This is a genomic window from Saccharopolyspora sp. NPDC002376, from assembly GCF_053593195.1.
The window spans coordinates 204,622-228,148 of sequence record NZ_JBSFBZ010000003.1 but is presented as its reverse complement, the minus strand read 5'-3'; the positions used below and the strand labels follow the sequence as shown (position 1 = coordinate 228,148).

At 70.4% G+C, this 23,527-nt stretch carries 28 protein-coding genes; 13 read left to right on the top strand and 15 right to left on the bottom strand.

From position 1 onward, the window contains the following. Positions 1-6: 6 nt before the first annotated feature. Entirely contained in the window at positions 7-963 is a 957-nt protein-coding gene (locus ACWCO2_RS04090) for an HpcH/HpaI aldolase/citrate lyase family protein (protein ID WP_450126221.1), read from the bottom strand. A gap of 123 nt (positions 964-1,086) precedes the next feature. Between ACWCO2_RS04090 and ACWCO2_RS04085 the strand changes: the two genes are divergently transcribed. Both ACWCO2_RS04085 and ACWCO2_RS04080 read left to right on the top strand, forming a co-directional pair. Next, positions 1,087-2,376: a magnesium transporter MgtE N-terminal domain-containing protein gene (locus ACWCO2_RS04085; RefSeq protein WP_450126220.1), complete on the top strand. Its 1,290-nt coding sequence runs from the start codon at positions 1,087-1,089 to the stop codon at positions 2,374-2,376. After that, positions 2,376-2,885, top strand: a complete 510-nt coding sequence (locus ACWCO2_RS04080; protein ID WP_450126219.1) for a DUF1003 domain-containing protein — start codon at positions 2,376-2,378, stop codon at positions 2,883-2,885. Before ACWCO2_RS04085 ends, ACWCO2_RS04080 begins: the two co-directional genes overlap by 1 nt. A 214-nt stretch (positions 2,886-3,099) precedes the next feature. On the opposite strand, the gene ACWCO2_RS04075 is transcribed toward ACWCO2_RS04080, so the two are convergent. Next, the gene (locus tag ACWCO2_RS04075; RefSeq protein ID WP_450126218.1) at positions 3,100-3,513 is read right to left on the bottom strand and encodes an NUDIX hydrolase; all 414 of its coding nucleotides are present in this window, start codon (positions 3,511-3,513) and stop codon (positions 3,100-3,102) included. A 4-nt stretch (positions 3,514-3,517) separates the two neighbouring features. Beyond that, positions 3,518-4,006 carry a MarR family winged helix-turn-helix transcriptional regulator gene (locus ACWCO2_RS04070; protein WP_450126217.1) on the bottom strand — a complete coding sequence of 163 codons (489 nt, stop codon included), beginning with the start codon at positions 4,004-4,006 and terminating at the stop codon, positions 3,518-3,520. A 193-nt stretch (positions 4,007-4,199) separates the two neighbouring features. Between ACWCO2_RS04070 and ACWCO2_RS04065 the strand changes: the two genes are divergently transcribed. After that, positions 4,200-5,339 carry an Mrp/NBP35 family ATP-binding protein gene (locus ACWCO2_RS04065; protein WP_450126216.1) on the top strand — a complete coding sequence of 380 codons (1,140 nt, stop codon included), beginning with the start codon at positions 4,200-4,202 and terminating at the stop codon, positions 5,337-5,339. Between the two features lie 101 nt (positions 5,340-5,440). Here the strand turns inward: ACWCO2_RS04065 and ACWCO2_RS04060 are convergent, their stop codons facing one another. After that, positions 5,441-6,043 carry an O-methyltransferase gene (locus tag ACWCO2_RS04060; RefSeq protein ID WP_450126215.1) on the bottom strand — a complete coding sequence of 201 codons (603 nt, stop codon included), beginning with the start codon at positions 6,041-6,043 and terminating at the stop codon, positions 5,441-5,443. Between the two features lie 287 nt (positions 6,044-6,330). Here ACWCO2_RS04060 and sigE point away from each other — a divergent pair, with 287 nt between their 5' ends. From sigE to ACWCO2_RS04040, 4 genes are all read left to right on the top strand, one after another. Beyond that, positions 6,331-6,942 (top strand): RNA polymerase sigma factor SigE, encoded by a 612-nt coding sequence (sigE, locus tag ACWCO2_RS04055; protein ID WP_450126214.1) that lies wholly within the window; start codon positions 6,331-6,333, stop codon positions 6,940-6,942. Between the two features lie 3 nt (positions 6,943-6,945). After that, complete coding sequence (locus ACWCO2_RS04050) at positions 6,946-7,671, top strand: zf-HC2 domain-containing protein (protein WP_450126213.1); 726 nt, start codon at positions 6,946-6,948, stop codon at positions 7,669-7,671. Positions 7,672-8,006: 335 nt separating this feature from the next. Beyond that, positions 8,007-9,677, top strand: coding sequence for a trypsin-like peptidase domain-containing protein (locus tag ACWCO2_RS04045; protein ID WP_450126212.1), 1,671 nt, complete (start codon positions 8,007-8,009; stop codon positions 9,675-9,677). A gap of 140 nt (positions 9,678-9,817) precedes the next feature. Then, the gene (locus ACWCO2_RS04040) at positions 9,818-10,210 is read left to right on the top strand and encodes a sec-independent translocase (protein ID WP_450126211.1); all 393 of its coding nucleotides are present in this window, start codon (positions 9,818-9,820) and stop codon (positions 10,208-10,210) included. On the opposite strand, the gene ACWCO2_RS04035 is transcribed toward ACWCO2_RS04040, so the two are convergent. After that, the gene (locus ACWCO2_RS04035; RefSeq protein ID WP_450126210.1) at positions 10,098-11,366 is read right to left on the bottom strand and encodes an MFS transporter; all 1,269 of its coding nucleotides are present in this window, start codon (positions 11,364-11,366) and stop codon (positions 10,098-10,100) included. The two genes, ACWCO2_RS04040 and ACWCO2_RS04035, sit on opposite strands and share 113 nt — an antisense overlap. 63 nt (positions 11,367-11,429) lie before the next feature. Between ACWCO2_RS04035 and ACWCO2_RS04030 the strand changes: the two genes are divergently transcribed. Continuing rightward, positions 11,430-12,353, top strand: a complete 924-nt coding sequence (locus tag ACWCO2_RS04030; RefSeq protein ID WP_450126209.1) for a LysR family transcriptional regulator — start codon at positions 11,430-11,432, stop codon at positions 12,351-12,353. A 211-nt stretch (positions 12,354-12,564) separates the two neighbouring features. Here ACWCO2_RS04030 and ACWCO2_RS04025 read toward each other — a convergent pair whose 3' ends face one another. Beyond that, entirely contained in the window at positions 12,565-14,133 is a 1,569-nt protein-coding gene (locus ACWCO2_RS04025; protein ID WP_450126252.1) for a leucyl aminopeptidase, read from the bottom strand. A gap of 260 nt (positions 14,134-14,393) precedes the next feature. Beyond that, on the bottom strand, positions 14,394-14,561 hold the full coding sequence (locus tag ACWCO2_RS04020; protein WP_009949794.1) for a DUF3117 domain-containing protein: 168 nt from the start codon (positions 14,559-14,561) through the stop codon (positions 14,394-14,396). 382 nt (positions 14,562-14,943) lie between these two features. On the opposite strand from ACWCO2_RS04020, the gene ACWCO2_RS04015 reads away from it, so the two are divergent. Continuing rightward, entirely contained in the window at positions 14,944-15,732 is a 789-nt protein-coding gene (locus ACWCO2_RS04015) for an enoyl-CoA hydratase (protein WP_450126208.1), read from the top strand. A 112-nt stretch (positions 15,733-15,844) separates the two neighbouring features. Here ACWCO2_RS04015 and ACWCO2_RS04010 read toward each other — a convergent pair whose 3' ends face one another. The 4 genes from ACWCO2_RS04010 to ACWCO2_RS03995 are packed head-to-tail and all read right to left on the bottom strand — an operon-like array spanning position 15,845 to position 17,586. Then, positions 15,845-16,420, bottom strand: coding sequence for a DNA-3-methyladenine glycosylase I (locus ACWCO2_RS04010; protein ID WP_450126207.1), 576 nt, complete (start codon positions 16,418-16,420; stop codon positions 15,845-15,847). Next, on the bottom strand, positions 16,417-16,869 hold the full coding sequence (locus tag ACWCO2_RS04005) for an SRPBCC family protein (RefSeq protein ID WP_450126206.1): 453 nt from the start codon (positions 16,867-16,869) through the stop codon (positions 16,417-16,419). Before ACWCO2_RS04005 ends, ACWCO2_RS04010 begins: the two co-directional genes overlap by 4 nt. Positions 16,870-16,872: 3 nt before the next feature. Continuing rightward, on the bottom strand, positions 16,873-17,211 hold the full coding sequence (locus ACWCO2_RS04000) for a DivIVA domain-containing protein (RefSeq protein ID WP_450126205.1): 339 nt from the start codon (positions 17,209-17,211) through the stop codon (positions 16,873-16,875). Between the two features lie 42 nt (positions 17,212-17,253). Continuing rightward, on the bottom strand, positions 17,254-17,586 hold the full coding sequence (locus tag ACWCO2_RS03995; protein WP_450126251.1) for a PadR family transcriptional regulator: 333 nt from the start codon (positions 17,584-17,586) through the stop codon (positions 17,254-17,256). A 171-nt stretch (positions 17,587-17,757) separates the two neighbouring features. Between ACWCO2_RS03995 and ACWCO2_RS03990 the strand changes: the two genes are divergently transcribed. After that, on the top strand, positions 17,758-18,126 hold the full coding sequence (locus tag ACWCO2_RS03990; RefSeq protein WP_450126204.1) for a hypothetical protein: 369 nt from the start codon (positions 17,758-17,760) through the stop codon (positions 18,124-18,126). A gap of 87 nt (positions 18,127-18,213) precedes the next feature. Here ACWCO2_RS03990 and folP read toward each other — a convergent pair whose 3' ends face one another. The 3 genes from folP to ACWCO2_RS03975 all read right to left on the bottom strand — a co-directional run bounded on the left by folP (position 18,214) and on the right by ACWCO2_RS03975 (position 20,464). Then, positions 18,214-19,029 carry a dihydropteroate synthase gene (folP, locus tag ACWCO2_RS03985; protein WP_450126250.1) on the bottom strand — a complete coding sequence of 272 codons (816 nt, stop codon included), beginning with the start codon at positions 19,027-19,029 and terminating at the stop codon, positions 18,214-18,216. Between the two features lie 95 nt (positions 19,030-19,124). Beyond that, positions 19,125-19,682: an LOG family protein gene (locus ACWCO2_RS03980; protein ID WP_450126203.1), complete on the bottom strand. Its 558-nt coding sequence runs from the start codon at positions 19,680-19,682 to the stop codon at positions 19,125-19,127. After that, complete coding sequence (locus ACWCO2_RS03975; RefSeq protein WP_450126202.1) at positions 19,679-20,464, bottom strand: LOG family protein; 786 nt, start codon at positions 20,462-20,464, stop codon at positions 19,679-19,681. The genes ACWCO2_RS03980 and ACWCO2_RS03975 overlap by 4 nt, the downstream gene beginning before the upstream one ends. A 198-nt stretch (positions 20,465-20,662) precedes the next feature. Between ACWCO2_RS03975 and ACWCO2_RS03970 the strand changes: the two genes are divergently transcribed. Beyond that, positions 20,663-21,610 carry a slipin family protein gene (locus tag ACWCO2_RS03970; protein WP_450126201.1) on the top strand — a complete coding sequence of 316 codons (948 nt, stop codon included), beginning with the start codon at positions 20,663-20,665 and terminating at the stop codon, positions 21,608-21,610. Between the two features lie 19 nt (positions 21,611-21,629). Here the strand turns inward: ACWCO2_RS03970 and dapE are convergent, their stop codons facing one another. After that, positions 21,630-22,706, bottom strand: a complete 1,077-nt coding sequence (gene dapE / locus ACWCO2_RS03965; RefSeq protein WP_450126200.1) for a succinyl-diaminopimelate desuccinylase — start codon at positions 22,704-22,706, stop codon at positions 21,630-21,632. A 73-nt stretch (positions 22,707-22,779) separates the two neighbouring features. On the opposite strand from dapE, the gene ACWCO2_RS03960 reads away from it, so the two are divergent. Both ACWCO2_RS03960 and ACWCO2_RS03955 read left to right on the top strand, forming a co-directional pair. Further along, complete coding sequence (locus tag ACWCO2_RS03960; RefSeq protein WP_450126199.1) at positions 22,780-22,980, top strand: hypothetical protein; 201 nt, start codon at positions 22,780-22,782, stop codon at positions 22,978-22,980. 37 nt (positions 22,981-23,017) lie between these two features. Continuing rightward, complete coding sequence (locus ACWCO2_RS03955) at positions 23,018-23,473, top strand: LppA family lipoprotein (protein WP_450126198.1); 456 nt, start codon at positions 23,018-23,020, stop codon at positions 23,471-23,473. Positions 23,474-23,527 lie beyond the last annotated feature (54 nt).

Here is a 23,527-nt window from a genome sequence, read left to right as displayed (position 1 = left end):
GGCTTATCAGTCGGTCGGGGGTGTCCAGCGGTCCGTTCGGGGCATGCCCGCGGCTCGGCCCTTGCCGGCGATGACGAGGGCCATCTTCCGGGACGCCTCGTCGATCATCTCGTCGCCGAGCATCGCCGCTCCGCGGGCTCCGCCGGCCGCCGAGGTGTGCCACTCGTAGGCGTCGAGGATGTTCTCGGCGTGGTCGTAGTCCTCCTGGCGCGGGGAGAACAGCTCGTTCACCGCGTCCACCTGCGCCGGGTGCAGGACCCACTTGCCGTCGAAGCCCAGCGCCGCCGTGCGACCGCCGACCTGCCGCAGCCCGTCGACGTCCTTGATCTGCAGGTACGGCCCGTCGATCGCCTGTACCCCGGCCGCGCGGGCCGCGATCAGGATCCGCATCAGCGTGTAGTGGTAGGCGTCGCCCACGTCGTAGCCCGGCGGCTGGTGGCCGACCACTAGGGAGCGCATGTTGATCGACGCCATGAAGTCCGCGGGCCCGTACACCAGCGCCGCCACCCGGGGCGAGGCCGCGGCGATCGCATCGATCGCGACCAGGCCGGCGGCGTCTTCGATCTGCGGCTCGATGCCGATCCGCCCGACCTCCAGGCCGATCGCCCGCTCGATCTGGGTCAGCGTCAGGTCCAGCCACCGCACGTGGTCGGGGGTGCTCACCTTCGGCAGGACGATCGTGTCGAGCTCGGCGCCCGCGCCCTCCACGACGGTCACCACGTCCCGGTAGGTCCACTCGGTGTCCAGAGCGTTGACCCGCACCGAGCGGATCTTGCCGTCCCAGCCGCCCTCGTTGAGCGCGCCGACGATCCGATCCCGCGCCTCGGCCTTGGCCAGCGGCGCCACCGCGTCCTCGAGGTCCAGGAAGAACTGGTCGACGGCCAGACCACGCGCCTTGTCGATCATCTTCGCACTGGAACCGGGCACCGCCAGGCAGCTGCGCCGGGCACGTCGACCGTCCACCTTGTCCTCCTCAACGACGAGACTGGTGCGTGTGTACCACGCCGCGGGCCGGGGCAGGACGTGCCGCGGGTCACCCAGCTCGCCCGCACAGCGGGGTGACCGCGGAGTGCATAACCTGATCACGTGGTAGCCGCGACCAGGGTCTTCGCTGCTCGGATGACCGGTCTCCCGGTGTTCGGGCCGGACGGCGAGTCGATCGGCCGAGTGCGCGACGTGGTCGCCGGGGTCAGCATCGGGCGACGGCCGCCGCGCGTCCTCGGCGTGGTCGTCGAGCTACCAACCCACCGCCGCATCTTCGTGCCGATGCTGCGGGTCACCCGGATCGAACCCAACGCGGTGACGCTGGCGACCGGATCGGTGAACCTGCGGCACTTCCACCAGCGCCCCAACGAACTGCTGGTGCTGGGTCAACTCCTCGACGCGCGGGTCTCCATCGACCCCGACGGCATTCCGGCCGTGCTGGTCGACGTCGCGATGGAGCAGACCCGCACCCGCGACTGGCAGCTGATCAAGCTCGCCGTCCGCGAGCGCACCGGACGGCTCGGCCGCCGCGGCCCGACCCGCGTGCTGGACTGGGACCAGGTGGCCGGTCTGGAGTTCACCGAGGTCACCGGCCGGCCGCAAGGCGTCCAGCAGCTGCTGGCCATGTTCGACACGATGCGCGCCGTCGACGTCGCCAGCACCCTGCACGACCTGCCGTCCAAGCGCCGCTACGAAGTCGCCGAGGCGTTGGACGACGAGCGGCTCGCCGACGTCGTCGAGGAACTGCCCGAGGACGACCAGAAGGACCTGCTGCGCCGCCTCGACGACGAGCGCGCCGCCGACGTGCTGGAGGCGATGAACCCCGACGACGCCGCCGACCTGCTCGCCGAGCTGTCCGAAGTGGACAAGGAGCGGCTGCTCGACCTGATGGCCCCGGAGGAATCCGCACCGGTCAAACGACTCCTGGAATACTCGTCCGACACCGCGGGCGGCCTGATGACGACGGAACCGATCGTCGTCGGACCGGACGCGACCATCGCCGAAGCCCTCGCCCTGGTGCGCAACCCCGACCTGACCGTGACGCTGGCCAGCCTGGTGTTCGTCTGCCGCCCGCCGTCGGCCACCCCGACCGGCCGCTACCTGGGCTGCGTGCACATCCAGCGGCTGCTCCGCGAACCACCGTCCACATTGGTCGCCGGAGCGCTGGACGCCGACCTGGCCTGCCTGTCCCCGCAGGCACCGCTGACCGAGGTGACCCGCTACTTCGCCGCCTACAACCTGGTCTGCGGCCCGGTGCTCGACGACGAGGAGCACCTCATCGGCGCGGTCACCGTCGACGACGTGCTCGACCACCTGCTGCCGGAGGGCTGGCGAGAGAGCGGACTGCCCGAGACCGAACCCAACCAGCAGACGAACCAGGAGGCGCGCTGATGCCCGAGCTGCTGACCCACCGCCGCCTCGACCAGCCCCGGCCGCCGAGTCGCGTGTCGCTGTCCTTCGACCGGGAGATGTTCGGCCGGTTCTCCGAGCGCATCGCCCGGTTCCTGGGCACCGGCACGTTCATCTTCTGGATGACCGTCTTCGTGATCGTCTGGATCGCCCTGAACCTGTTCGCGGTCGGCCTGCAGTGGGACCCGTACCCGTTCATCCTGCTCAACCTGGCCTTCTCCACCCAGGCGTCCTACGCGGCGCCGCTGATCCTGCTGGCGCAGAACCGCCAGGACGACCGCGACCGGATCTCACTGGAAGAGGACCGGACACGCGCGGAGCAGACCAAGGCCGACACCGACTTCCTGGCCCGCGAGCTGGCGGCGCTGCGCCTGGCGATCGGCGAGGTCGCCACCCGCGACTACCTGCGCGGCGAGCTGGACCGCCTCCGCGAAGAGCTCCCCGGGCTGCAGAGCGAAGCCGAGAAGCGCCGAACCCGAACCCCGGAGTGACTCCCAAGTTTAGGGAAATTCGGAAATCTCCGACGCAACCGCGCAGGTCACGACGGGTGAGGTTCCAAGTTTAGGGAAATTCGGAAATCTCCGACGCAACCGCGCAGGTCACGACGGGCGGGGTCCCAAGTTTAGGGAAATTCGGAAACCTCCGACGCAACCGCGCAGGTCACGACGGGTGAGGTTCCAAGTTTAGGGAAATTCGGACGGGTGATCAGGCCGGGTCGAGGTCTGCGTAGAGGGCGACGATCGCCGGGGCCGTAACCGGGCGGGCCAGATACTCCTCGCGAGTCATCCAGGCGAGCTCGGCGATCTCCGCCGCCGGTTCCGCCTCACCGTCGAGACCGCCGGAGTAGCAGCTCAACGACACCTGCACGCCCTCGCCCTGGCCGACCGCGTCGGTGACGTAGCGGCGGTAGAAGTCCGCGCCCACCAGCTCGACGCCCAGCTCCTCGCGGATCTCCCGGTGCAGGGCCTGCACCTCGGTCTCACCCGGGTCGATCTTGCCGCCGGGCAGGTAGAACGCGTCCTGGTAACCGGCGCGGACCAGCAACAACTTGCGGTCGACGAACCGGACCAGGCCGACCGCGTGGATCAGATCGGGCGCTGAGGACTTCGCTTCTGGCACGCCCTCATGCTTGCGCACGCTGCCCGGGCGGCGACGGCACACCCCCGTCGGCCAGCCGCTCGCAGGTGCGCATCAGCGCCTCCAGCTCACCGGCGGTCGCCGACAGGAAGTACCGCGCGACGCCGTTGCGGTGCGTCGCGACCGCCGTCCGCAGCCGGTTCTCGCCACGTTCGGTGATCACCGCCTGCACCCCGCGGCCGTCGGAGTCCACCCGGACCCGCTGCACCAGCCCGAGCCGTTCGAGGCGGTCCACCAGCCGGGTCACACCGGAACGGGACAGCAGCACCACGTCGGCCAGCTCGGTCATCCGCAACCGGCGCTCGGGCGCCTCGACCAGTGCTTCGAGCACGTCGTAGGCGGCCAGCGTGAGTCGTTGTTCGGCGATCAGGTCGCCTTCCAGACAGCGAGTGACCCTGGCGTGCGCGCGGAGGAAACTGCGGTACGCCAGCAGTTCGCTTCGAGTCGGTAATCGGTCGAGAGCCGTCTCTGGCACGAAGATTGATATTACGGTCCGCGTTCAGTCGACTGCGCAGCGCCCCCAGCCGTCACCGCGCGTAGCCCCGCCCCGATTGGCATCAGCCCTGTTCCGGGCGGGCTACCGATCCGTAGCATTGGAGTCGCCCAGAAGGGGCCGTGTGAGAGTCTTGGACTCCGCGCGAAGTTCCCAACAGCATGCCGAGGTAACCGTGAGCAGTACGCAGTCCGCGCCCACCGAGGACGCCGTCCGCAAGGCCCTCAGCCAGGTCGAGGACCCGGAGATCCGGCGTCCGATCACCGATCTCGGCATGGTGAAGAGCGTGTCCGTCGGCGACGACGGCGTCGTCCAGGTCGAGGTCTACCTGACGGTCAAGGGCTGCCCGATGCGGGAGACCATCACCCAGCGGGTCACCTCCTCGGTCTCCGCCGTCGAGGGCGTCAGCTCGGTCCAGGTCGAGCTCGACGTGATGAGCGACGAGCAGCGCACGGAGCTGCGCAAGATGCTGCGCGGCGATGCCGCCGAACCGCGCATCCCGTTCGCCGAGCCGGGCTCGATGACCCGGGTGTACTGCGTGGCCTCGGGCAAGGGCGGTGTCGGCAAGTCCAGCGTGACGGTGAACCTCGCCGTCGCGATGGCCAAGCGCGGGCTGTCCGTGGGTGTGGTCGACGCCGACATCTACGGCCACTCGGTGCCGCGGATGCTGGGCGCGGGCGGCAAGCCCACCCAGGTGGAGAAGATGATCATGCCGCCGCAGTCGCACGGCGTGAAGGTCATCTCGATCGGCATGTTCACGCCGGGCAACACCCCGGTGGTCTGGCGCGGCCCGATGCTGCACCGCGCACTGCAGCAGTTCCTCGCCGACGTGTTCTGGGGCGACCTCGACGTGCTGCTACTGGACCTGCCGCCCGGCACCGGCGACGTGGCGCTGTCCACCGCCCAGCTCATCCCGAACGCCGAGATCCTGGTGGTCACCACCCCGCAGCAGGCCGCGGCCGAGGTCGCCGAGCGCGCCGGGGCGATCGCCATGCAGACCCGCCAGCGGGTGGCCGGCGTGGTCGAGAACATGTCGTGGATGGAGCTGCCGGACGGCCAGCGCATGGAGATCTTCGGCTCCGGCGGCGGCCAGCTGGTGGCGGACTCGCTGAGCCGCTCGATCGGCACCGACGTCCCGCTGCTCGGCCAGGTCCCGCTCGACCCGCGGCTGCGCGAGGCCGGCGACAACGGCACCCCGCTGGTCCTGGAGGACCCGGACTCCCCGGCCGCGGCGGTGCTCAACGACATCGCCAAGCGCCTGTCCACCCGCTCCCGCGGCCTGGCGGGCAAGCTCCTGTCCGTCTCCCCCGCCTGATCGGACTGCTTTCGCAGGTCATCACCCGTGAGCGCTTTGGGTTGCTATAGCGACCCGAAGCGCTCACGGGCTTTTATCGGGCAAACCGACGCCGCAGGGGGTCAGGCGCGCTTGGTGATGGCGAGGAGACCAGGACCGGTCGCCAGGGTCACCGGGACCAGGCCGTCGTCGGACTGGACCTCGCGGACCAGCTCGCGGACGGCCTGGGCCATCGCGCTGACGGGGTCCGGCCCTGCCAGCTGGGTTCCGGCGAACACGATCACGCCGCCCGGGCGCAGCAGGCGCAGGCCCAGCTCCAGGTACTGCGGATACTCGGTGGTCGCGATGTTCACCGAGATCAGGTCGTAGCCGCCCGCGGTCAGGCGGGGCATCAGCTCGACCGCTCGACCGGCGATCAACCGGGTGCGACCGGCCGGAACACCCGCTTCACGCAGCGTCGCGCGGGCCACGCGCTGCACCGAGGCGTCCGCGTCGATTGAGGTCAGCAGGCCGTCGGGCACCATGCCGCGGAGCAGCCAGAGGGCGCTCTCGCCGGAGCCGGTGCCGACCTCCACGACGGCCTTCGCCCGCAACGTCGCCGCCAGGAACCGCAGCACGTGCAGCGGCGAAGCCCCGACCGACGCCCTCTGCGGGCTGTCGGGCGTGCTCAGCGGCGTCTGCTCGTGGCCTGTCGGCCCGGCACCGAGCGGCGTCTCGGGAATCACAACGCGAAAGGTTATCGATGTTGTGCTCATCCGTGACCCACGCGGCCCACATCGTTAGTCGGCCGTTTCCGGCGAGCGACTCGGATGACGTAGGTCACGCCAGGTTCTCAGCGAGTTCTCAGGCGCTTATTAACACCACCTCACCAGCGCATACGAGAGTGGTGGCGTCACGATCTAGACCCGTCGGCGTCTCCACTCCGAGGGAGCCGGGAACAACCGGTCCCGCTCACTCGTTCTGGTAGATGCAAACGCAGGAGGTGGCTTTTCGCCCAATGGCAACACAGCCGATGAGTGTGGCCCCCAGTGTTCAACAGAGCACCGCTGTTCACCCGCGCACGAACGTTCAGCCGAGCACGGTCTCGCCCGCTGAGGAGGTCGCCTGGACCCCGCCATCGTGGGACGACGTCGTCAGGCAGCACGCCGACCGGGTGTACCGGCTGGCGTACCGCCTGACCGGTAACCAGCACGACGCCGAGGACCTCACCCAGGAGACCTTCATCCGGGTGTTCCGCTCGCTCGCGTCGTACAAGCCTGGAACGTTCGAGGGCTGGCTACACCGGATCACCACGAACCTGTTCCTCGACATGGCCCGCCGCAGGTCCCGCCTGCGGATGGAGGGCCTGCCCGAGGACACCGACCGGCTGCCCGGCGGCGGTCCGAGCCCGGAGCAGGTGTTCTCCGACACCCACCTCGACCCCGACCTGCAGGCGGCGCTGGACGAACTGCCCCCCGAGTTCCGGGCCGCGGTGGTGCTCTGCGACGTCGAAGGCCTCTCCTACGAGGAGATCGGGACGACCTTGGGCGTCAAGCTGGGCACGGTGCGCAGCAGGATCCACCGCGGTCGACAGATGTTGAAGGCCACCTTGGAATCTCGTCGCGAGCACGCACGGGAGGTTTGACGGATGACGGTTTTGCGTGGGTGGGGTCTGCCCGAGCAGCACCTCGCGCTCGACGCGATCGTTGCGTTCGTGGACGGGGAACTGAGCCCGAACGCCAACGATCGCGCCGCCGCCCACCTGGCCCGGTGCCCCGCGTGCACCGCGGACGCCGCTGCCCAGCGGCAAGCGCGGGCTGCGGTGAAGGCCGCCGGGACCCCGTCGATCTCGCCGAAGCTCCTGCAGGCGCTGCAGGCCATCCCGGGGCAAGCCGAGCTCCCGAGCCAGCCCGAAGGTCTCGCGCTGACCGAGGACGGCCAGCTGGTCACGGTGTCCAGACCTGATCGCGCGAACCGGTTCGGCACCGGCCCGGTTCTGGGCTCGACCACCCCGCTGGGCGGCGGCCAGCAACTGCTGGGCAGCTCGCACCCTTTTGCCGGTGAGCCCGAACCGGCTCGCCGAATGGGTCGGCGCACGAAGCAAGGCGCTGGCGTCGTGTTCTCCGGTCTGATGCTCGGCGCGCTCGCGCTGATGAACCTGCCCGCCGACGAGGACGTCCACCGGGTTCCGGGCATCCCGGCTCCGCAACCGGGCGAGAGGTTCGCCGTGGTGCCGGCCTCCACCCACGACTCCCAGCCACCCGAAGCAACCGGCAGCAGCGAGCCACCAGCACCGATGGTCGCCACGGTCGCACCTTCCTCCTCCGGAGAACCAGCGCCGACGACCACCGCAGGCGGCCCCACCCAGCGCTGACGTCCGAGCGCCGCCGCTCGAAACGAGCTCCTCAGAACCTGTCTTCGAACTCGGTTCGCTCGGCGGCCAACACACGGCCGTTGGGCCGTCCTCGCCAGGACGAACTCTGAGAACCCGTGGCGGCGCCAGCTGCGAGGGTGGCTATGTGCCTGGCGGCGCATCAACGAAAAAGATCAAAGACAGGCTCTCGGAGAGATTTCACAGCTCCAACACGAACTTCACTGCTCCCACGGCAGAATGGGCGTACCGGCAATGGTTTCAGGTGCCGGTGGCACGGGAAACGCGCCCGTGTGATCCACTCGAGGGGACGAGTTCGACCGCATGCCCGGGGAGCGATGACCGACCAGCCAGGAACGCCCGCGCAGGGCCCGGACACCGATCAGGGACGTCAGGACGATCCCCGCGCAGGCCAGCCAGATCCCAACGGGCGGCCCGCTCAGCCGGTGCACCCGTGGCAGGGCGCAGCCAGCACCACGCGCGGCGTGCCGGCGTACAGTCCCGCTCCGCAGCGCAACACCGCGAACGGGGCCGCCGAACCGCCGCGCCTGGCTCCCAAGCCGCTGCACCGTCCCCCGGTCGACCCCTCGCAGAGCTCGTCGTTCCGCCGCCCCCAGGGCGTGACCGGGAGCTTCGACCCGAACCGGCGCGACCTGCCGGTGCGCGGCATCGAGCGCACCACTCCCCCCGCTGCCCCGCTGGCCACCGCTTTCGGCCGCCCCAAGGACAGCGACGAGCAGCTCCAGCGAGCTCCCGGCGAAGAGCCGGTGACGCCCGAGCCTGCTGAAGATCCAGTGCTGTGGAGCACCGACGAGCAGGACCCGTGGCGCAACCCGGCCGCGGGCGCGATGCTAGGTCCGCCCGCAGCCTCCGCTGAGCAGGACGACGAGTCGGAAGAGACCGAGACCGGTCCGCTGCTCAGCGCCCGCGAAGTCCTGTTCGGCCGCCGGGTGCAGCCCCACGCGCTGGTGGTCCTCGGCGTGGTCGCGCTGCTCGTCGGTCTCGCCGGCGGGTTCCTCGGGCGGATCACCGCCGAAGAGGGAAACCCGCTGATCAACCCATCCGTGACGCTGGCCGAGGTGGAACCCGCCAAGGAGCGGCCGAAGGGCACGGTGGCCGACGTCGCCAAGCGCGTGGTGCCCGCCGTGGTCTCGATCGAGGTGCGCGTCGGTGCGCAGGGCGGCAGCGGTTCCGGCGTGGTCATCGACGGCAACGGCTACGTGCTGACCAACAACCACGTGGTCTCGATGGCCGCCGACACCCCGAACGCGCAGGTCTCCGCGGTGTTCCACGACGGCACGCGGGCCCCGGCCCGGATCGTCGGGCGGGACGTCAAGACCGACCTCGCGGTGGTCAAGGTCGAGGTGTCCAACCCGACCGTGGCCCAGCTCGGCAACTCCGACAGCCTCGCGGTCGGCGACGACGTGATCGCCATCGGCTCCCCGCTGGGCCTGGCCGGCACGGTGACCACCGGCATCGTCAGCTCGGTGCACCGCCCGATGCGGCTGGCCGGTGAGGGCACCGACACCAACGCGGTGATCGACGCGATCCAGACCGACGCCGCGATCAACCCGGGCAACTCCGGCGGCGCGCTGGTGGACGGCAACGGCGCGGTGGTCGGCATCAACAGCGCCATCCGCACCCTCGGCTCCGGCGGTGAGGGCGGGTCGATCGGCCTGGGCTTCGCGATCCCGATCGACGACGCGCGGCGGATCGCCCAGGAGCTGATCCGCACCGGCCACATCCAGCACGCCGACCTCGGGGTGAACGCCAAGTCGGCCAGCGATGGCCTCGCCGACGGCGCCCAGGTGCAGAACGTGCAGGACGGCAGCTCCGCAGCCGATGCCGGGATCGCCGAGGGCGATGTGATCATCCGGATCGGCGAGCGCAAGGTCGGCAGCGCCGACGAGCTGGTCGTGGCCGTGGACCGGTACCAGGTCGGCGAGCGGATCCCGGTCGCGGTGGTGCGGCAGGGCCGCGAACTGGTCCTGGACGTGACGCTGAAGTGAACACCGGCGCACCTGCGCCGGAAGGCGGCATGTTAGGCCACTTCCCTCTCCAACCGGGATCCCCCGGTCGGTACTCTGGGGGCGCTGGCAGCTAGCGCGGTGCTGGTCCGCAGCAGCGAGGACCCGGAGGTAGTCGAGAGGTGTTCGATAGCGTCGGCTGGCCCGAGCTCCTCGTGCTCGTCGTGGCCGGGTTGTTCGTGCTGGGGCCCGAGCGCTTGCCGCAGGGTGCGGCGTGGCTCGGCAAGACCGTCCGCCAGGTCAAGGAGTACGCGACCGGGGCGCGGGATCAGATCCGCTCGGAGCTGGGCCCGGAGTTCGACGATCTGCGCAAGCCGCTGGAGGACCTGCGCGGGATACGCGACTTCAACCCGCGCAGCGCGGTGACCAAGCACCTCTTCGACGGGGAGAACCCGCTCGACCTCAACTCGAACGGGAACGGGAACGGCCAGACCCAGCCGCCGAGCCAGCCGAAGCCGCAGCAGCGCCCGCTGGAGCCCGGCGAGCGCCCGCCGTACGACTCCGACGCCACCTGATCCCGGCGATCCACACCGCGACGGCTGCGACTGCGAGCCAGCAGCAGATCAGCGCCGTCATGCCCGACCAGCCCCAAGAGCCGTAGGCCGCGCCGCCCACCACACCGCCGACGCTGCTGCCGCCGTAGTAGGCCAGCTGGTACAGCGCTGATGCTTGGCCGCGGGCCTGCGGCGACGCCTGGACCCCGACCCAGCCGCTGGCCACCGAGTGCGCGGCGAAGAACCCGCCGGTGAACACCACCAGTCCGATCACGATGACGCCCAGGCTGTCGGCCAGCATCAGCAACAGGCCCAACGCTGTCACGGCGAGTCCGGTGAGCAGGACCTGAGTGCGCCCGAACCGGTCTGCGGCCCGTCCTGCCAGCGTCGATGTCACGGTGCCTGCGGCGTAGGCGAGGAAGGCGAGCGCGGCCAGCGCCGGGGGTACCAGCAGCGGCGGTGCGGTGAGGCGGAAGCCGAGGACGTTGTAGACCGTGACGAACGAACCCATGCCCAGCGCGGCAACCAGGTACGGCGCGTAGAGCACGGGGTCGCGGAGCGCGGAGCGCAGACCACCGAGCAGCGGGCCCAGCGACAGCGGCTTGCGGACGTGGTTGCGCTCAGCGGGCAGCAGCACCACGAACAGCGCGGTGCAGACCGCGGCGAGCAGGGCCACCGCGAGCACGCCGCCCTGCCAACCCGCGAAGTCACCGACCACACCGCCGAGCAGTCGGCCGGTCATGCCGCCGATGGTGGTGCCCGCGACGTAGAGGCCCATCGTGGCGCCCAGGTTCTTGCCGCCGGTCTCCTCCGCCAGGTACGCGGTCGCGACCGCGGCCAGCCCGGCGATCGCGATGCCCTGGACCAGGCGGATCGCCACGAGCACCGGGAAGATCGGGATCCACGGCAGCAGCAGGCCGAGGACCTCTGCCACCAGCAGCGCCCCGATCATGACGCGACGGCGTCCCACGACCTCGGCGAGCGCACCGAGCGGGATGGCCGCCACCGCCAGTCCGAGCGTCGCCGCCGAGATCAGCAGCGCAACCGTGCCGGGGGCCAGCGAGAACGCCGAGGCGAACTGCGGCAGCACCGGCTGCGGCGCGTAGAGCAGGGCGAACATCGCGAGCGCGCCGAGCAGCAGAGCGATGCGGATCTTGTTGGTGCGTGCCTCGTCCACACGACCGAAATTAAGCAGCACTGATTAATGCGTCCAATACGCCAATGCGCCATCATCGATGCAATGGTGGATCAATCGCTCCCATTCGACGACGCGCCCCAGCTCGCGGCCCACCTGGCTCCCACACTCGCGATGCTGCGCGCGGTCGCCGCCGAGGGCCATCTCACACGAGCAGCCGAGTCCCTGCGCATCCCGCAGCCGACGGTCAGCCGGGCCCTCGCCAAGCTGGGCGAACAGCTCGGCACACCGGTCACCGCCCGGCAGGGGCGCGGCATCCACCTGACCCGGGCGGGCGTCTTGCTGGCCGAAGCCGCCGAGGACGCGATGCAGCGGCTGGAGGCCGGGTGCCGCGCGGTGGTCGAAGAGCTCGACCCCGACCGCGGCCAGGTGACGTTCGGGTTCCAGCACACGATGGGCAGCACGCTGGTGCCGCCGCTGCTGCGCGACTTCCGCGACCAGCACCCGCACGTGCGGTTCTCACTGGTCCAGGGCCCGCGCGACGCCATGCTCGCCCGCACCTGGGCTGGCGAGATCGACTTCTGCCTGATCGCCCCGCTGCCCGAGGGCGACCCGCGCTGGGCGAGCACCACGATCCGCGAGGAACCGCTGGTCGCGGTCCTGCACGCCCACCACAGACTGGCCCGGCGCCGAACCCTGCGACTGGCCGACCTGGCGGAGGACGACTTCATCGCGATGCGTCCCGGCTACGGCCTGCGCCAGATCTTCATGGGCCTGGCCGAAACCGCCGGCTTCGAACCCCGCTTGGCGTTCGAGAGCGAAGAGGTCGACACAGTCCGAGGCCTGGTCGCAGCCGGCCTAGGCGTAGCGGTGCTGCCACCGGCCGACGCCGCACCAGCACCGGACACCGTCGAGATCCCGCTGAACCCACCGGCCCACCGCACGATCGGCCTGGCCTGGCCCGCGAACCGCCCCCAACCACCAGCAGTCCGAACCTTCCGAACCTTCGCCGTCACCCGATCTCAATGACAGCGGCGCGAAGCGCCACCTTGGGGGCGGCGGTCGGGCGAAGGACTGGCGCAATTTCGCGAGAAATTGACCGTCACCCGGGACGTCAATTTCTCGCGAAATTGACCACTCGCCTGGCTCGGACGGCGTTTGTGCAGGTGGTGAGCCGGTTTGTGGGGTTGTGGCACCAGAAAGTGCTCACGGGCCGACTGGACCACTGTTCGGGTGAGGGTCAGGGCTTGGTGATGGTGGCTGCGAGTTCGACGAGGCTTCGGGCTGCGAAGCCGGTGCCGCCCGGCACCACCTCGTTGTAGTCCTTGTCCGACCGCGCCGGGCCCGCGATGTCCAGGTGCGCCCACGGCAGACCGCCGGTGAACTCGCGCAGGAACAGCGCCGCGGTGATGCCGCCCGGTCCGGTCGGGGTCTGCTTGACGTCCGCCAGCTCGCCCTTCACGGCCTCCACGTGGTCCTCGAGCAACGGCATCCGCCACCACGCCTCGCCGACGCTCGCGCCCGCCGAGCGGACCTGCTCGGCCAGTCCTTCGTCGGAGGCGAACAGGCCGCCGGTGCGCAGGCCGAGCGCGACCTTCATCGCGCCGGTCAGCGTCGCGACGTCCACCAGCACGTCGGGTTCGAGCTTGTCGACCGCGTAGGCGATGGCGTCGGCGAGCACCATGCGTCCCTCGGCGTCGGTGTTGCCGACCTCAGTGGTGGTGCCGCCGTAGTGCCGGACCACGTCGCCGGGCCGGTAGGCGCTGCCGGACACGTGGTTCTCCGCCGCGGGCACCAGGCCGGTCACCTTCACCGGCAGGCCCAGGCGCGCGATGGTCAGCAGCGCCGCGATCACCGCGCCACCACCGGACATGTCGGTGCGCATCAGGTGCATGCCCTCAGCGGGCTTGATCGAGATACCGCCGGTGTCGAAGGTGATGCCCTTGCCGACCAGCACCAGGTGCGGTCCTTCGGCGTCCTTCGGGCGGTAGGCCAGCTCCAGCAGCCGGGGCGGGCGCGACGAGCCGCCGCCGACGGCGAGGATGCCGCCGAAACCGTTGTCCGCGAGCCACTTCTCGTCGCGCACGGTGGCGGTCAGGCCCGGGATCTCCGCGGCGAGCTCCGCGGCGACACCGGTGAGCCAGGCCGGGTCCTTGACGTTCGACGGGGTGTTCGCGAGATCGCGGGCCAGGGCCGTGGCCGCCGCCAGTTCGCGGGTCCGCCGAACCTGCTCGGCCAGCTCCGCTGTGTCCACGCCCTCCGGTGCGACCAGCAGGACCTTCCGCAGTCGCGGTGGCACCGGACCGCGCGACACCCGGAACCGGTACCCGCCGAGCGCTAGCCCCAGGGTCAGCGCCGACACGATCTCGCCGTCGACGTTCGCGGGCAGCTGCACCTGGAGGTAGTCCGCGTCGGACGCCTCGCCGAGATCGCCCGTCTCATCGTCGGATTCGGCCGCGTCGTTGAGCCGGGCGCGCACCGCGCGCGCCAGCGCACCACCAGCGCTGCGCCACTTCACCGCTTCGCCGGAGCCCACTCCGACGACCCAGCCGAGACCGCCGGTGGGCAGCGGCAGCGCGCGGACCGCACCAGCCGAGGCCGACGCTCCGACGGCTTCCAGGACCGCGGCGTCCACATCGAACTGTTCAGCCGCGGCGGCCAGCTCCGGTCCCGATTCCCCGTCGAAGACCGGGACCGCGCCGGGCAGGCCGTCCCGCCACTGCCGCACGACGTCCACTTCGACCAGAGCGGTCGGGATGGCGGGCAGCGCCGGGTCCGCGTCGCGGACCGACTGGGCTGAGCGGAACATTGATGCACCGGACACGAAAAGACCTTCCTGCACGGACTGGCCGCGCGCACTCGTAACTGCTGTCGTCCCCCCGCCCGGCCGAGGCGTCCGGCCGCGGGGACCTGCCTGCCGGCGACGACGGCCCCGGCGCCACCCTCGGCACCGGGGCCCGTGGCGAAGAGTGCTCGCCACTCGTCGTCGACGTTGCGTTGTCGCCTCGGCGTCTCGCAGCGCCGCCCGGCTGTCCGCCCGCGGCGCCCCGACATCGCCGGCCGGCGGCCTCAGCCGGTAGCGGACTCCAACGCGTCGCCCAGGTTCTTGGCCTCCTCGACCGACATCTCGACGACGAGCCGCCCACCACCCTCAAGTGGAACGCGCATCACGATGCCGCGTCCCTCCTTAGTCACCTCGAGGGGACCGTCACCGGTCCGGGGCTTCATGGCCGCCATAGCGTGCTCCCTCCGTGAACTCTTACCCCGCTGATCGCCACAACCAGCTCGGGTTCATCCCCATTCTCCCCCATCCCGAGGCTGGGACGAAACCGAACCGATCAACTCGTGTCGCCCGTGCGCTGGTCGAATGCCCGTCGCAGCTGGCAGACTCACCGTCCGTGCGCGCTGTTTCGCGACCTCCGCGGGCCTGCCGGCGGCCGTCCGGAGCAGTCGACGCACCGCTGGTCGCCGCGACTGGTGGAGCACCTCCACGAGGCCCCCGGCTACCTGCGACAACACTGTCCACCTGGGACATCGCGCGACCTGCGGAGTCCACTTCGGACCCCGGCGCGCCGTCCCAGCCGACCGCCGCAGCGGACCGCGAGGCAAGGAGTTCGAAGTGACCGACGTACTGCTGACCGAGGACAACGCGGGTGTGCGCCTGCTCACGTTGAACCGGCCCGAGTCGTTCAACTCGCTCAACGTCGAGCTCAAGCAGGCTCTGATCGGCGCGCTACGCGAGGCGGCCGCCGACGACTCGGTGCGGGCCGTGGTGATCACCGGCGCGGGCAAGGCGTTCTGCGCCGGGCAGGACCTCAAGGAGCACGTCGCGCTGCTGGAGGCGAACGACCCGAGCCCGCTGAAGACGGTCGAGGAGCACTACAACCCGATCATCCGGGCCGTGACGAGCATGCCGAAGCCGGTCATCTCGGCGGTCAACGGCACCGCCGCGGGCGCGGGCGCGTCGCTGGCTTATGCCTCCGACCTGCGGGTTGCGTCGTCGAACGCGAAGTTCCTGATGGCCTTCGCCAACGTCGGCCTGTCCACCGACTCCGGCGCGTCCTGGACGCTGCCGCGGCTGATCGGTTACGGCCGTGCCATGGAGATGCTGCTGCTGGCCGAGCCAGTGGCAGCGGAGGAAGCCCTGCGCATCGGCATGGTGAACCGGGTCGTCGGCGAGGGCGAAGCCGTCGGCGCCGCCGTGGAGCTGGCGACGCGCATGGCGGCCGGCCCGACCAGCGCCTACGCCCGCATCAAGGAGACGGCGCTGGCCGCGGCGGCCGAAGGCCTCGCAGAGGCACTGGCGGTGGAGGCCGGAGCCCAAGCCGAGGCCGGAGCGACGTCCGACCACCGCGAAGCGGTGTCGGCCTTCGTCGCCAAGCGCACCCCCAACTTCACCGGCCGCTGAGCCGCCGGGCGCGAGCGAGGGGTGTCAGTTTGCCTAGAACTGACACCCCTCCGCGCCCGGTCAGTTTTGGGCAGAACCGACGTTCGGCCCTGCGGTCCGGACGGCGGAAACTTCAGCTCGCGCGCCAGCAATCGGCGAGGTGGTCGTCGACCATGCCCGTGGCCTGCATCAGGGCGTAGCAGGTCGTCGGGCCGACGAAGGCGAAACCGCGGCGCTTGAGCTCCTTGGCCATCGCCTTCGACTCCGGGGTGATCGCCGGGACGTCTTCGAGCGTGGCCGGGCGGTGGTCGTGGCGCTCCGGGGCGAACGACCAGAGCAGGTCGTCCAGCGGTTGGTCGAGCTCCAGGACGGCTCGCGCGTTGCCGATCGCCGAGTCGATCTTCGCCCGGTTCCGGACGATGCCCGCATCGGCGAGCAGGCGCTCCCGGTCGGCGTCGTCGAAGGCGGCCACCTTCTCCGGCTCGAACCCGGCGAACGCGCTGCGGAACGCCTCGCGCTTGCGCAGGATCGTCAGCCAGGACAGCCCGGACTGGAACGACTCCAGGGTGATCCGCTCGAAGAGCTCCACGACGCCACGCAGCGGGACGCCCCACTCGCGGTCGTGGTACTCGGTGTAGTCCGCCGGTCCCGCACCCCAAGGGCACCGGCCCTTGCCATCCGCGCCGAGCACGGCGCCGGATCCACTCACGTCGCTCTCCTGTCGTATTCGCGGCAGAACCGCGCGAACGCGGCCAGCGACCGGCGCATTCCCCAGGTGAAAGCCGGCCTGACCACGGGCCAGACCAGCGCGGCGCCGGTCGGCGGGGTCAGCCTCTCCCACCAGATGAAGGTCGAGGCCGCGTTCCCGCACCGGACCACATCGAACCCGCCATCACCGACAACCAGCTCACCGAGGTGCCGCACCCGGCAGCTCTGCGGCGGCCGCCACTCCACGATCTCCATCCGGTCCACGAACCCGACACCGCCGAACCCGGTCACGGCGACCAGCTGCCCACCTGGCCCATCGGCTGCTCCGACCGGGTGCACTTCGGTGCCCAGCATCCACTCGCCCTGCCGAGCCCAGTCGGTCGCGGCAGCCCACACCACCTCCGGTGCGGCCTGCACCGGGATGCTGAACCGCAACTCGACCCGGCTCAACGCTCAGTCCCCCGAGTCGTCGGCGCGCGCCTGAAGCTGCTCGCCCGCGACGTCGAGCTGGCGCTCGAGCACCGCGATGCGACCGTGCAGCTCGTCTATCTCGCTGGCCAACCGCTCCAGCGCCCAGTCCACCTCGGAGGCCTTGTAGCCGCGCAGGACCTGCTGGAACCGCAATGCGCGCACGTCGGAGCCCTCGACGTCGGCGGGAGGCAGACGGGTCGGGGTCGAGCCGGGCGGCAGCGGGGACAGCTCCTCGCCGCGCCCGAAGACCAGCGTTGCGAGCAGGTACACCACCGCAGCGACCACGAGCACCGCGAAGAGGTAGAGGAGCGCACTAGCCACGGTCGCCATCGTGGCACGGACGGCGAACCGCCGCGGCCACGGTCAGGTCTTCGCCGGCGCGGCTTCCAGAACGCCTTCGATGGCGCTGGTGAACTCGCGCCAGGCACGCCGCTCGGCCTGCAGGGCCTGCACGCCGGCCTGGGTCAACCGGTAGGTGCGCCGCTGGCGACCGCCGACGGTGCTCCAGGTGCTCTGCACGTAACCAGCGCGCTCGAGGCGCCGCAGTGCCGGGTAGACCGTGCCCGTGGGCAGGTCGAGGGCACCACCGCTGCGTTCTTGCAGCGCCTCGATGATCGCGTAGCCGTGCAATGCCCTGCTGTCGAGCGTGGCCAGCAAGAGGGCGTCCAAGTGGCCGCGGAGCGCATCAGCCTTCACAGGTAGCGACTCTACGGTCATTTCCGACCACTGTCACCGCTCTTGCACAAGAGGACCTAGGTCCTTTCGCGATACGGGACGCGATGACCTCGATCACAGCTCGGCCTTTCGGGTGGCGTTAACCCGCAAAGGCGTTGACAGGCGGCGGATTCGAGCACACTGCGGAGTCGGATGAGCCGCGAGAGCAACCAGGAGGCGTCCGCAGTGCCCGACAACAGCGCCCCGGTCACGCCGTCCGGAACGTCGCGGTTGGACGCCGCGACGACCTACGAGCCGCAGGGGGACGCGCGCACCCAGCTCCGCGACTACTTCGAGCAGCTGGTCGAGGTGATCGCCCAGCACCCAGAGCCGGTGATGGCCCGTGACGAGGCGCACTGGCGGCTCCTGGAGCTGGTCGACGAGCTGTCCCGGGACACCCTGAGCGCGCCCCGGATCCAGTCCCGCTGGCTGCGCCTGGCCCCGCTGCTGCGCGAGGTCCGCCCGGACATCCCGATCCCGGCGCTCACCGATCTCCTCAACCGCGCCCTCGGCACCCCCTGACCACAGTTTCAATTGAAACTGCAAATCCCACCCACGAAGGATCACAGTTTCAATTGAAACTGTAGATATCGGGAGCCCGCGGACGGCTCAGGCGAGGGCGCGGAGGACCTGGTCCGGTGGGTGGGTGCCCGCGATGGCCGCGACCATGTCGACGACCCGGCGGGTTTCCCGGACGTGGTGGGCTCGGAAGACCTTCGCCCCGCCCCAGGCCGCGACCGCCGTTGCCGCGAGGGTGCCCTCCAGGCGCTGGTCGACGGACGCGCCGAGCGTTTCGCCGATGAAGTCCTTATTGGACAGCGCCATCAGGACCGGCCAGCCGGTGTTCACCAGCTCGTCGATCCGGCGCAGCAGCGCCAGGCCGTGCCAGGTGTTCTTGCCGAAGTCGTGCGTCGGGTCGATCAGCACGCCCTGCTTGGGCACGCCGAGGCGCACCATCCGCTCGGCCCGCTCGACCAGCTCGGCGGTCACCTCGGCGACCGCATCGGTGTAGCGGACCCGGTACGGGTCGGTGCGCGGCGGCAGCCCGCCGGTGTGCGAGCACACCACGCCAGCGCCGAACTCCGCGGCGACCTCGGCCAGCTTCGGGTCGGCACCGGCCCAGGTGTCGTTGAGCAGGTCGGCACCGGCTTCGCAGACCTGGCGGGCCACCTCGTGCCGCCAGGTGTCCACGCTGATCACCAGCTCCGGGTGGCGTTCGCGCACCGCGGCCACGAACGGCACCACCCGGCGGGCCTCCTCCGCGGCGTCCACGGTTTCGCCCTGCGCACCGGCGCGGACCCCGCCGATGTCGACGATGTCCGCGCCGTCGGTCACCGCCCGGTCGACCGCCTCGGCGGCCGCGTCCACCTCGAAGGTGCGGCCGCGGTCGAAGAACGAGTCGCGGGTGCGGTTGACGATCGCCATCACCAGCGGGCGATCCTGGGGGACGTCCTTGTCGCGGAACCGGAGGGGCTGCACGTCTGCAGATCCTGGCACGTCGCGGCGCTCGTCCGGGAGGGTCACGGCACGCAGGCGTCGAGCGCGGCGTCGACGTCGGTGGTCACGGTGAGCACGTCCAGCGAGCTCTGCTTGGCGAACCCGCGGTCGACCAGTTCCTGCAACCAGCCCAGCAGGCCCGTGTAGTGGCCGTCCGGGTCGAGCAGCACGATCGGCTTGTCGTGCATGCCGATGTAACGGGAGGTCCAGATCTCGAACAGCTCCTCGCAAGTCCCGATGCCGCCGGGCAGCGCGATGAACGCGGTGGAGTGGGCGTCCATCAGCCCCTTGCGCTCCCGCATGTTGTCCACGACCAGCAGCTCGTCGGCGTCGTCGTCGGCCATCTCCTTGTCGACCAGGGCGTGCGGGATGACCCCGACGGTCCGGCCGCCGTCAGCGCGCGCGGCCCGGGCGACCTCCCCCATCATCGACACGCGGCCGCCACCGGAGACCAGCGTCCAGCCGCGCTTGGCGATCTTGCGCCCGACTTCCGCGGCCAGGTCCAGGTACTGCTGGTTGACGGGTCCGGATGCGCAGTAGACGCAGACCGAGACGTCGGCGGCGGGTGCGGAACTGGTCAATGCGTGGCCTCCCATGCTTCGTACGCCTCCTGCACGATCCCGACGGCGTCGTCGATGTCGTCGGTCAGGTGCAGCAACGCTAGGTCCTTGTCGCCGATCTTGCCGGACGCCCGCATGCTGTCCCGGATCCAGTCGTACAAGCCCTGCCAGTAGGACTTGCCGAACAGCACCACCGGGAACTTGGTGACCTTCTTGGTCTGCACCAGGGTCAGCGACTCGAACAGCTCGTCCATGGTGCCGAACCCGCCGGGCAGACAGACGAACGCCTGGGCGTACTTGATGAACATGGTCTTGCGCACGAAGAAGTAGCGGAAGTTCACCCCGAGGTCCACCCACGGGTTGAGCCCCTGCTCGAAGGGCAGCTCGATGCCCAGCCCGATGGACAGCCCGCCGGCCTCCGAGGCACCCCGGTTGACCGCCTCCATCGCACCCGGCCCGCCACCAGTGATCACCGCGCAGCCGGTCTTGGCCAGGGCCGCGCCGAGCTCGACGCCGGCGGCGTACTCCGGGTGCTCCCGCGGCGTGCGGGCCGAACCGAACACGGTGACCGCCCGCGGCACCTCGGCCAGCGCCCCGAAGCCCTCCACGAACTCGGCCTGGATCCGCAGCACCCGCCACGGGTCGGTGTGCACCCAGTCCGATGGGCCGCGGGAGTCCAGCAGCCGCTGGTCGGTGGTGGTGGGTTCGCGCAGCCGGGACCGCCTCAGCACCACCGGTCCGCGTTGCTTCTCGTGGGGCCGCTCGGCACCGTTCGGCTCGCCCACTTGTCCTTCGATCGTCATGGCACGAGCCTACGCAGCCAGCAGCCGGTCTCCGAGCGCACGTCCCGCGGTGAAATGCCTGTTCACAGGGGATTCACAGGCGCGTTTGCGAGCGTACGATACGAAGAAACGATCGAGTGGTGCCGACGGCCCGGCCGGACCACCACACAGATCCGCCGGGTTGCGGGCACGACCAGATATCGAGCCCGGGAGCCAGCCATGCTCATCGACCTGCTGATCGTGATCCTCGTACTCGGCGTCCTCTACGCCGCCTCCAGCGTCAAGGTCATCAAGCAGTACGAACGCGGAGTGGTGTTCCGCTTCGGCAAGGTGCAGGAACTGACTCGCGGACCCGGCCTGACCACGATCGTCCCGGCGGTGGACCGGATGCGGAAGGTCAACCTGCAGATCGTCACCATGCCGGTGCCCGCGCAGGAGGGCATCACCCGCGACAACGTGACCGTGCGGGTGGACGCGGTGGTGTACTTCCGCGTCGAGGACCCGACGCGCGCCATCGTCAACGTCGAGGACTACCTGTTCGCCGTCGGCCAGGTCGCGCAGACCTCGCTGCGCTCGATCATCGGCAAGAGCGACCTGGACGACCTGCTGTCCAACCGCGAACGGCTCAACCAGGGCCTGGAGCTGATGATCGACAGCCCGGCGCTGGGCTGGGGCGTGCACATCGACCGCGTGGAGATCAAGGACGTCTCGCTGCCGGAGTCCATGAAGCGCTCGATCGCCCGCCAAGCCGAAGCCGAACGCGAACGCCGCTCGCGAGTCATCTCCGCCGACGGCGAGTTCCAAGCCTCCCGCCGCCTGGCCGACGCGGCCCACGTCATGTCCGACACCCCAGCTGCCCTGCAGCTCCGACTGCTGGAAACGGTGGTGGAGGTGGCCGCGGAGAAGAACTCCACCCTGGTCCTGCCGTTCCCGGTGGAGCTCCTCCAATTCGTCGACACCATCAAGCACGGAACGAAGAGCACGGCGGAGGCGCCAGCCGAAGCCACGCCGGAGGCGGCCGAAGCGGAGCTCGCGGAAGCGGAGCTCGCGGCGAAGCGCGAAGCCGAGCTGGTCGACGCGGAACAGGCGGAGCTGCCGCGGCAGCGCGCAGCGACGCCGGAAGCCGGCGCGGAGAGCTCGGAGAGCTCGGTGCTCGGCATCGCCTGACCCAGCGAAGCGGTGACGATCAGCGCAGGAAGCGGGTCAGGACGTCTGCGCAGTGGCGGATTTCGGTCGTTGCGACGTGTTCCTGCTTGGTGTGGGCGAGGGTTGGGGAGCCCGGGCCGAAGTTGACCGCCGGGAGGCCGAGGGCTGCGAAGCGGGCCACGTCGGTCCAGCCGAGCTTGGCGACCGGTTCTGCGCTGGAGGCTTCGACCAGTTCTGCGGCGGCCGGGGCGGTCAGGCCGGGGAGTGCGCCGGGGGCGCCGTCGGTGACCGTGACGTCGAAGCCGGAGAAGATCTCGCGGAGGTGGGCTTCTGCTTCGGCGACGGACTTGTCCGGGGCGAAGCGGTGGTTGACCGTGACCACGCAGGAGTCCGGGACCACGTTGCCCGCCACACCGCCGTCGATCCGGACCGCCTGGAGCCCTTCGCGGTACTGCAGGCCGTCGATCACCGGGTTGCGCGGGGTGTATTCGACCAGGCGCTGCAGGATCGGCTGCGCGGCGTGGATCGCGTTCTCGCCCATCCAGGCGCGGGCGGTGTGCGCGCGAGTGCCGGTGGTGCGGACCTCGACGCGCATGGTGCCCTGGCAGCCGGCTTCGATCGCCGCGTTCGACGGCTCGCAGACCACCGCCAGGTCGCCCGCCAGCCAGTCCGGCAGCTCGCGCTCGATGCGGTTGAGGCCGTTGCGCTCGGCTTCGATCTCCTCGCAGTCGTAGAACACGAAGGTCAGGTCGTGGCGGGGTTCGGTCAGCGTCGCGGCCAGGTGCAGCATCACCGCGTCGCCGCTCTTCATGTCCACCGTCCCGCAGCCGTGCAGGACCTCGTCGGCGCCCGAGCCGGTGCGGGTCAGCGGCAGGTTGTCGTTGATGGGCACGGTGTCCAGGTGTCCGGCGAGCACGACCCTCGAGCCGCGGCCGAGGTTGGTGCGCGCCAGCACCGAGTCGCCGCTGCGCACCACTTCCAGGTGCGGCGCCTGCGCGCGCAGCGCCTGCTCCACCGCGTCCGCGATGGCTTTCTCCCCGCCCGAAACGGAGGGGATGTCCACCAGCGCGGCGGTCAGTTCAACGGGGTCAGCGGTGAGATCCAACGACGCAGTCACGACCGGCAGGCTACCCCTCGGCAACCGGCTCGGCGGTGCGGTGGGAACCGGATCGTCCCGCACGACATCTGAGGTGGTGATCATGCTGAGCGGGATACGTGCTGGCCACGAGTTTCGGACACCCCGGTTCAAGACCAAACGTGATCGGCGGCAGGCGGTGCGCTTCACCGCCAACGCGCGCTGGTCGATCACCTCTGGTCGCGCTCGTCTTCGCCGTCATCCATCTCACGGCGACCTCGATCGGTTGACCTCCGGCGGTGCAAATCACAACTGAGGGTTCCGCGCGGGCGATGTCCGGCATGATCACCGGCATGGCAGTCCGACCCGAGGGAGGAGCCGTGGACGACCCGCGCAACCTGCTGCGACAGCGGCCCAGCATCGAGGAGATCAGCGCGCAGTACGGCCAGCTGCAGCAGCGGCTGCGGGACCGGCTCGACCACGAGCTGGGCCCGCTGACCTGGGTGAAGTCCGAACCGCTCAGCCGGGCGGACTGCTCCGACATCCCCGAGGCGCAGATCTGGGCGTTGGAGTCCTGGCAGGTGCCCGACAACCTGCCGGACGCGTCCTGGCCGCGCGCGGTCGACATCGTCCGGCAGCTCACCCGCGAGTACGGGTTCGACGATCCGGAGATCATCGTCAACCGCAGCGGTGACCACGAGATCACCGGCAACGACGAGTACGGCGCGGTCTACCGGTTCAGCACCTCGAACCGGACGGTGCTGTCGATCACCACCGGCTGCCACCTGCTGGCCGTCGCGAAGCGCTGATCGCCCGCGACCCCGTGCGGGCCGCCGCCACCTGCGCCGATTACCGTTTCCGGT

Excerpts from the sequence above, each read along its gene's own strand:
- ACWCO2_RS04080 (WP_450126219.1), top strand. The coding sequence starts at position 2,376 with ATGCCCGAGCTGCTGACCCACCGCCGCCTCGACCAGCCCCGGCCGCCG.
- sigE (WP_450126214.1), top strand. The coding sequence starts at position 6,331 with ATGAGTGTGGCCCCCAGTGTTCAACAGAGCACCGCTGTTCACCCGCGC.
- ACWCO2_RS04050 (WP_450126213.1), top strand. The coding sequence starts at position 6,946 with ATGACGGTTTTGCGTGGGTGGGGTCTGCCCGAGCAGCACCTCGCGCTC.
- ACWCO2_RS04045 (WP_450126212.1), top strand. The coding sequence starts at position 8,007 with ATGACCGACCAGCCAGGAACGCCCGCGCAGGGCCCGGACACCGATCAG.
- ACWCO2_RS04030 (WP_450126209.1), top strand. The coding sequence starts at position 11,430 with ATGGTGGATCAATCGCTCCCATTCGACGACGCGCCCCAGCTCGCGGCC.
- ACWCO2_RS04025 (WP_450126252.1), bottom strand. The coding sequence starts at position 14,133 with ATGTTCCGCTCAGCCCAGTCGGTCCGCGACGCGGACCCGGCGCTGCCC.
- ACWCO2_RS04020 (WP_009949794.1), bottom strand. The coding sequence starts at position 14,561 with ATGGCGGCCATGAAGCCCCGGACCGGTGACGGTCCCCTCGAGGTGACT.
- ACWCO2_RS03990 (WP_450126204.1), top strand. The coding sequence starts at position 17,758 with ATGAGCCGCGAGAGCAACCAGGAGGCGTCCGCAGTGCCCGACAACAGC.
- folP (WP_450126250.1), bottom strand. The coding sequence starts at position 19,029 with ATGGCGATCGTCAACCGCACCCGCGACTCGTTCTTCGACCGCGGCCGC.
- ACWCO2_RS03975 (WP_450126202.1), bottom strand. The coding sequence starts at position 20,464 with ATGACGATCGAAGGACAAGTGGGCGAGCCGAACGGTGCCGAGCGGCCC.
- ACWCO2_RS03970 (WP_450126201.1), top strand. The coding sequence starts at position 20,663 with ATGCTCATCGACCTGCTGATCGTGATCCTCGTACTCGGCGTCCTCTAC.
- ACWCO2_RS03955 (WP_450126198.1), top strand. The coding sequence starts at position 23,018 with ATGGCAGTCCGACCCGAGGGAGGAGCCGTGGACGACCCGCGCAACCTG.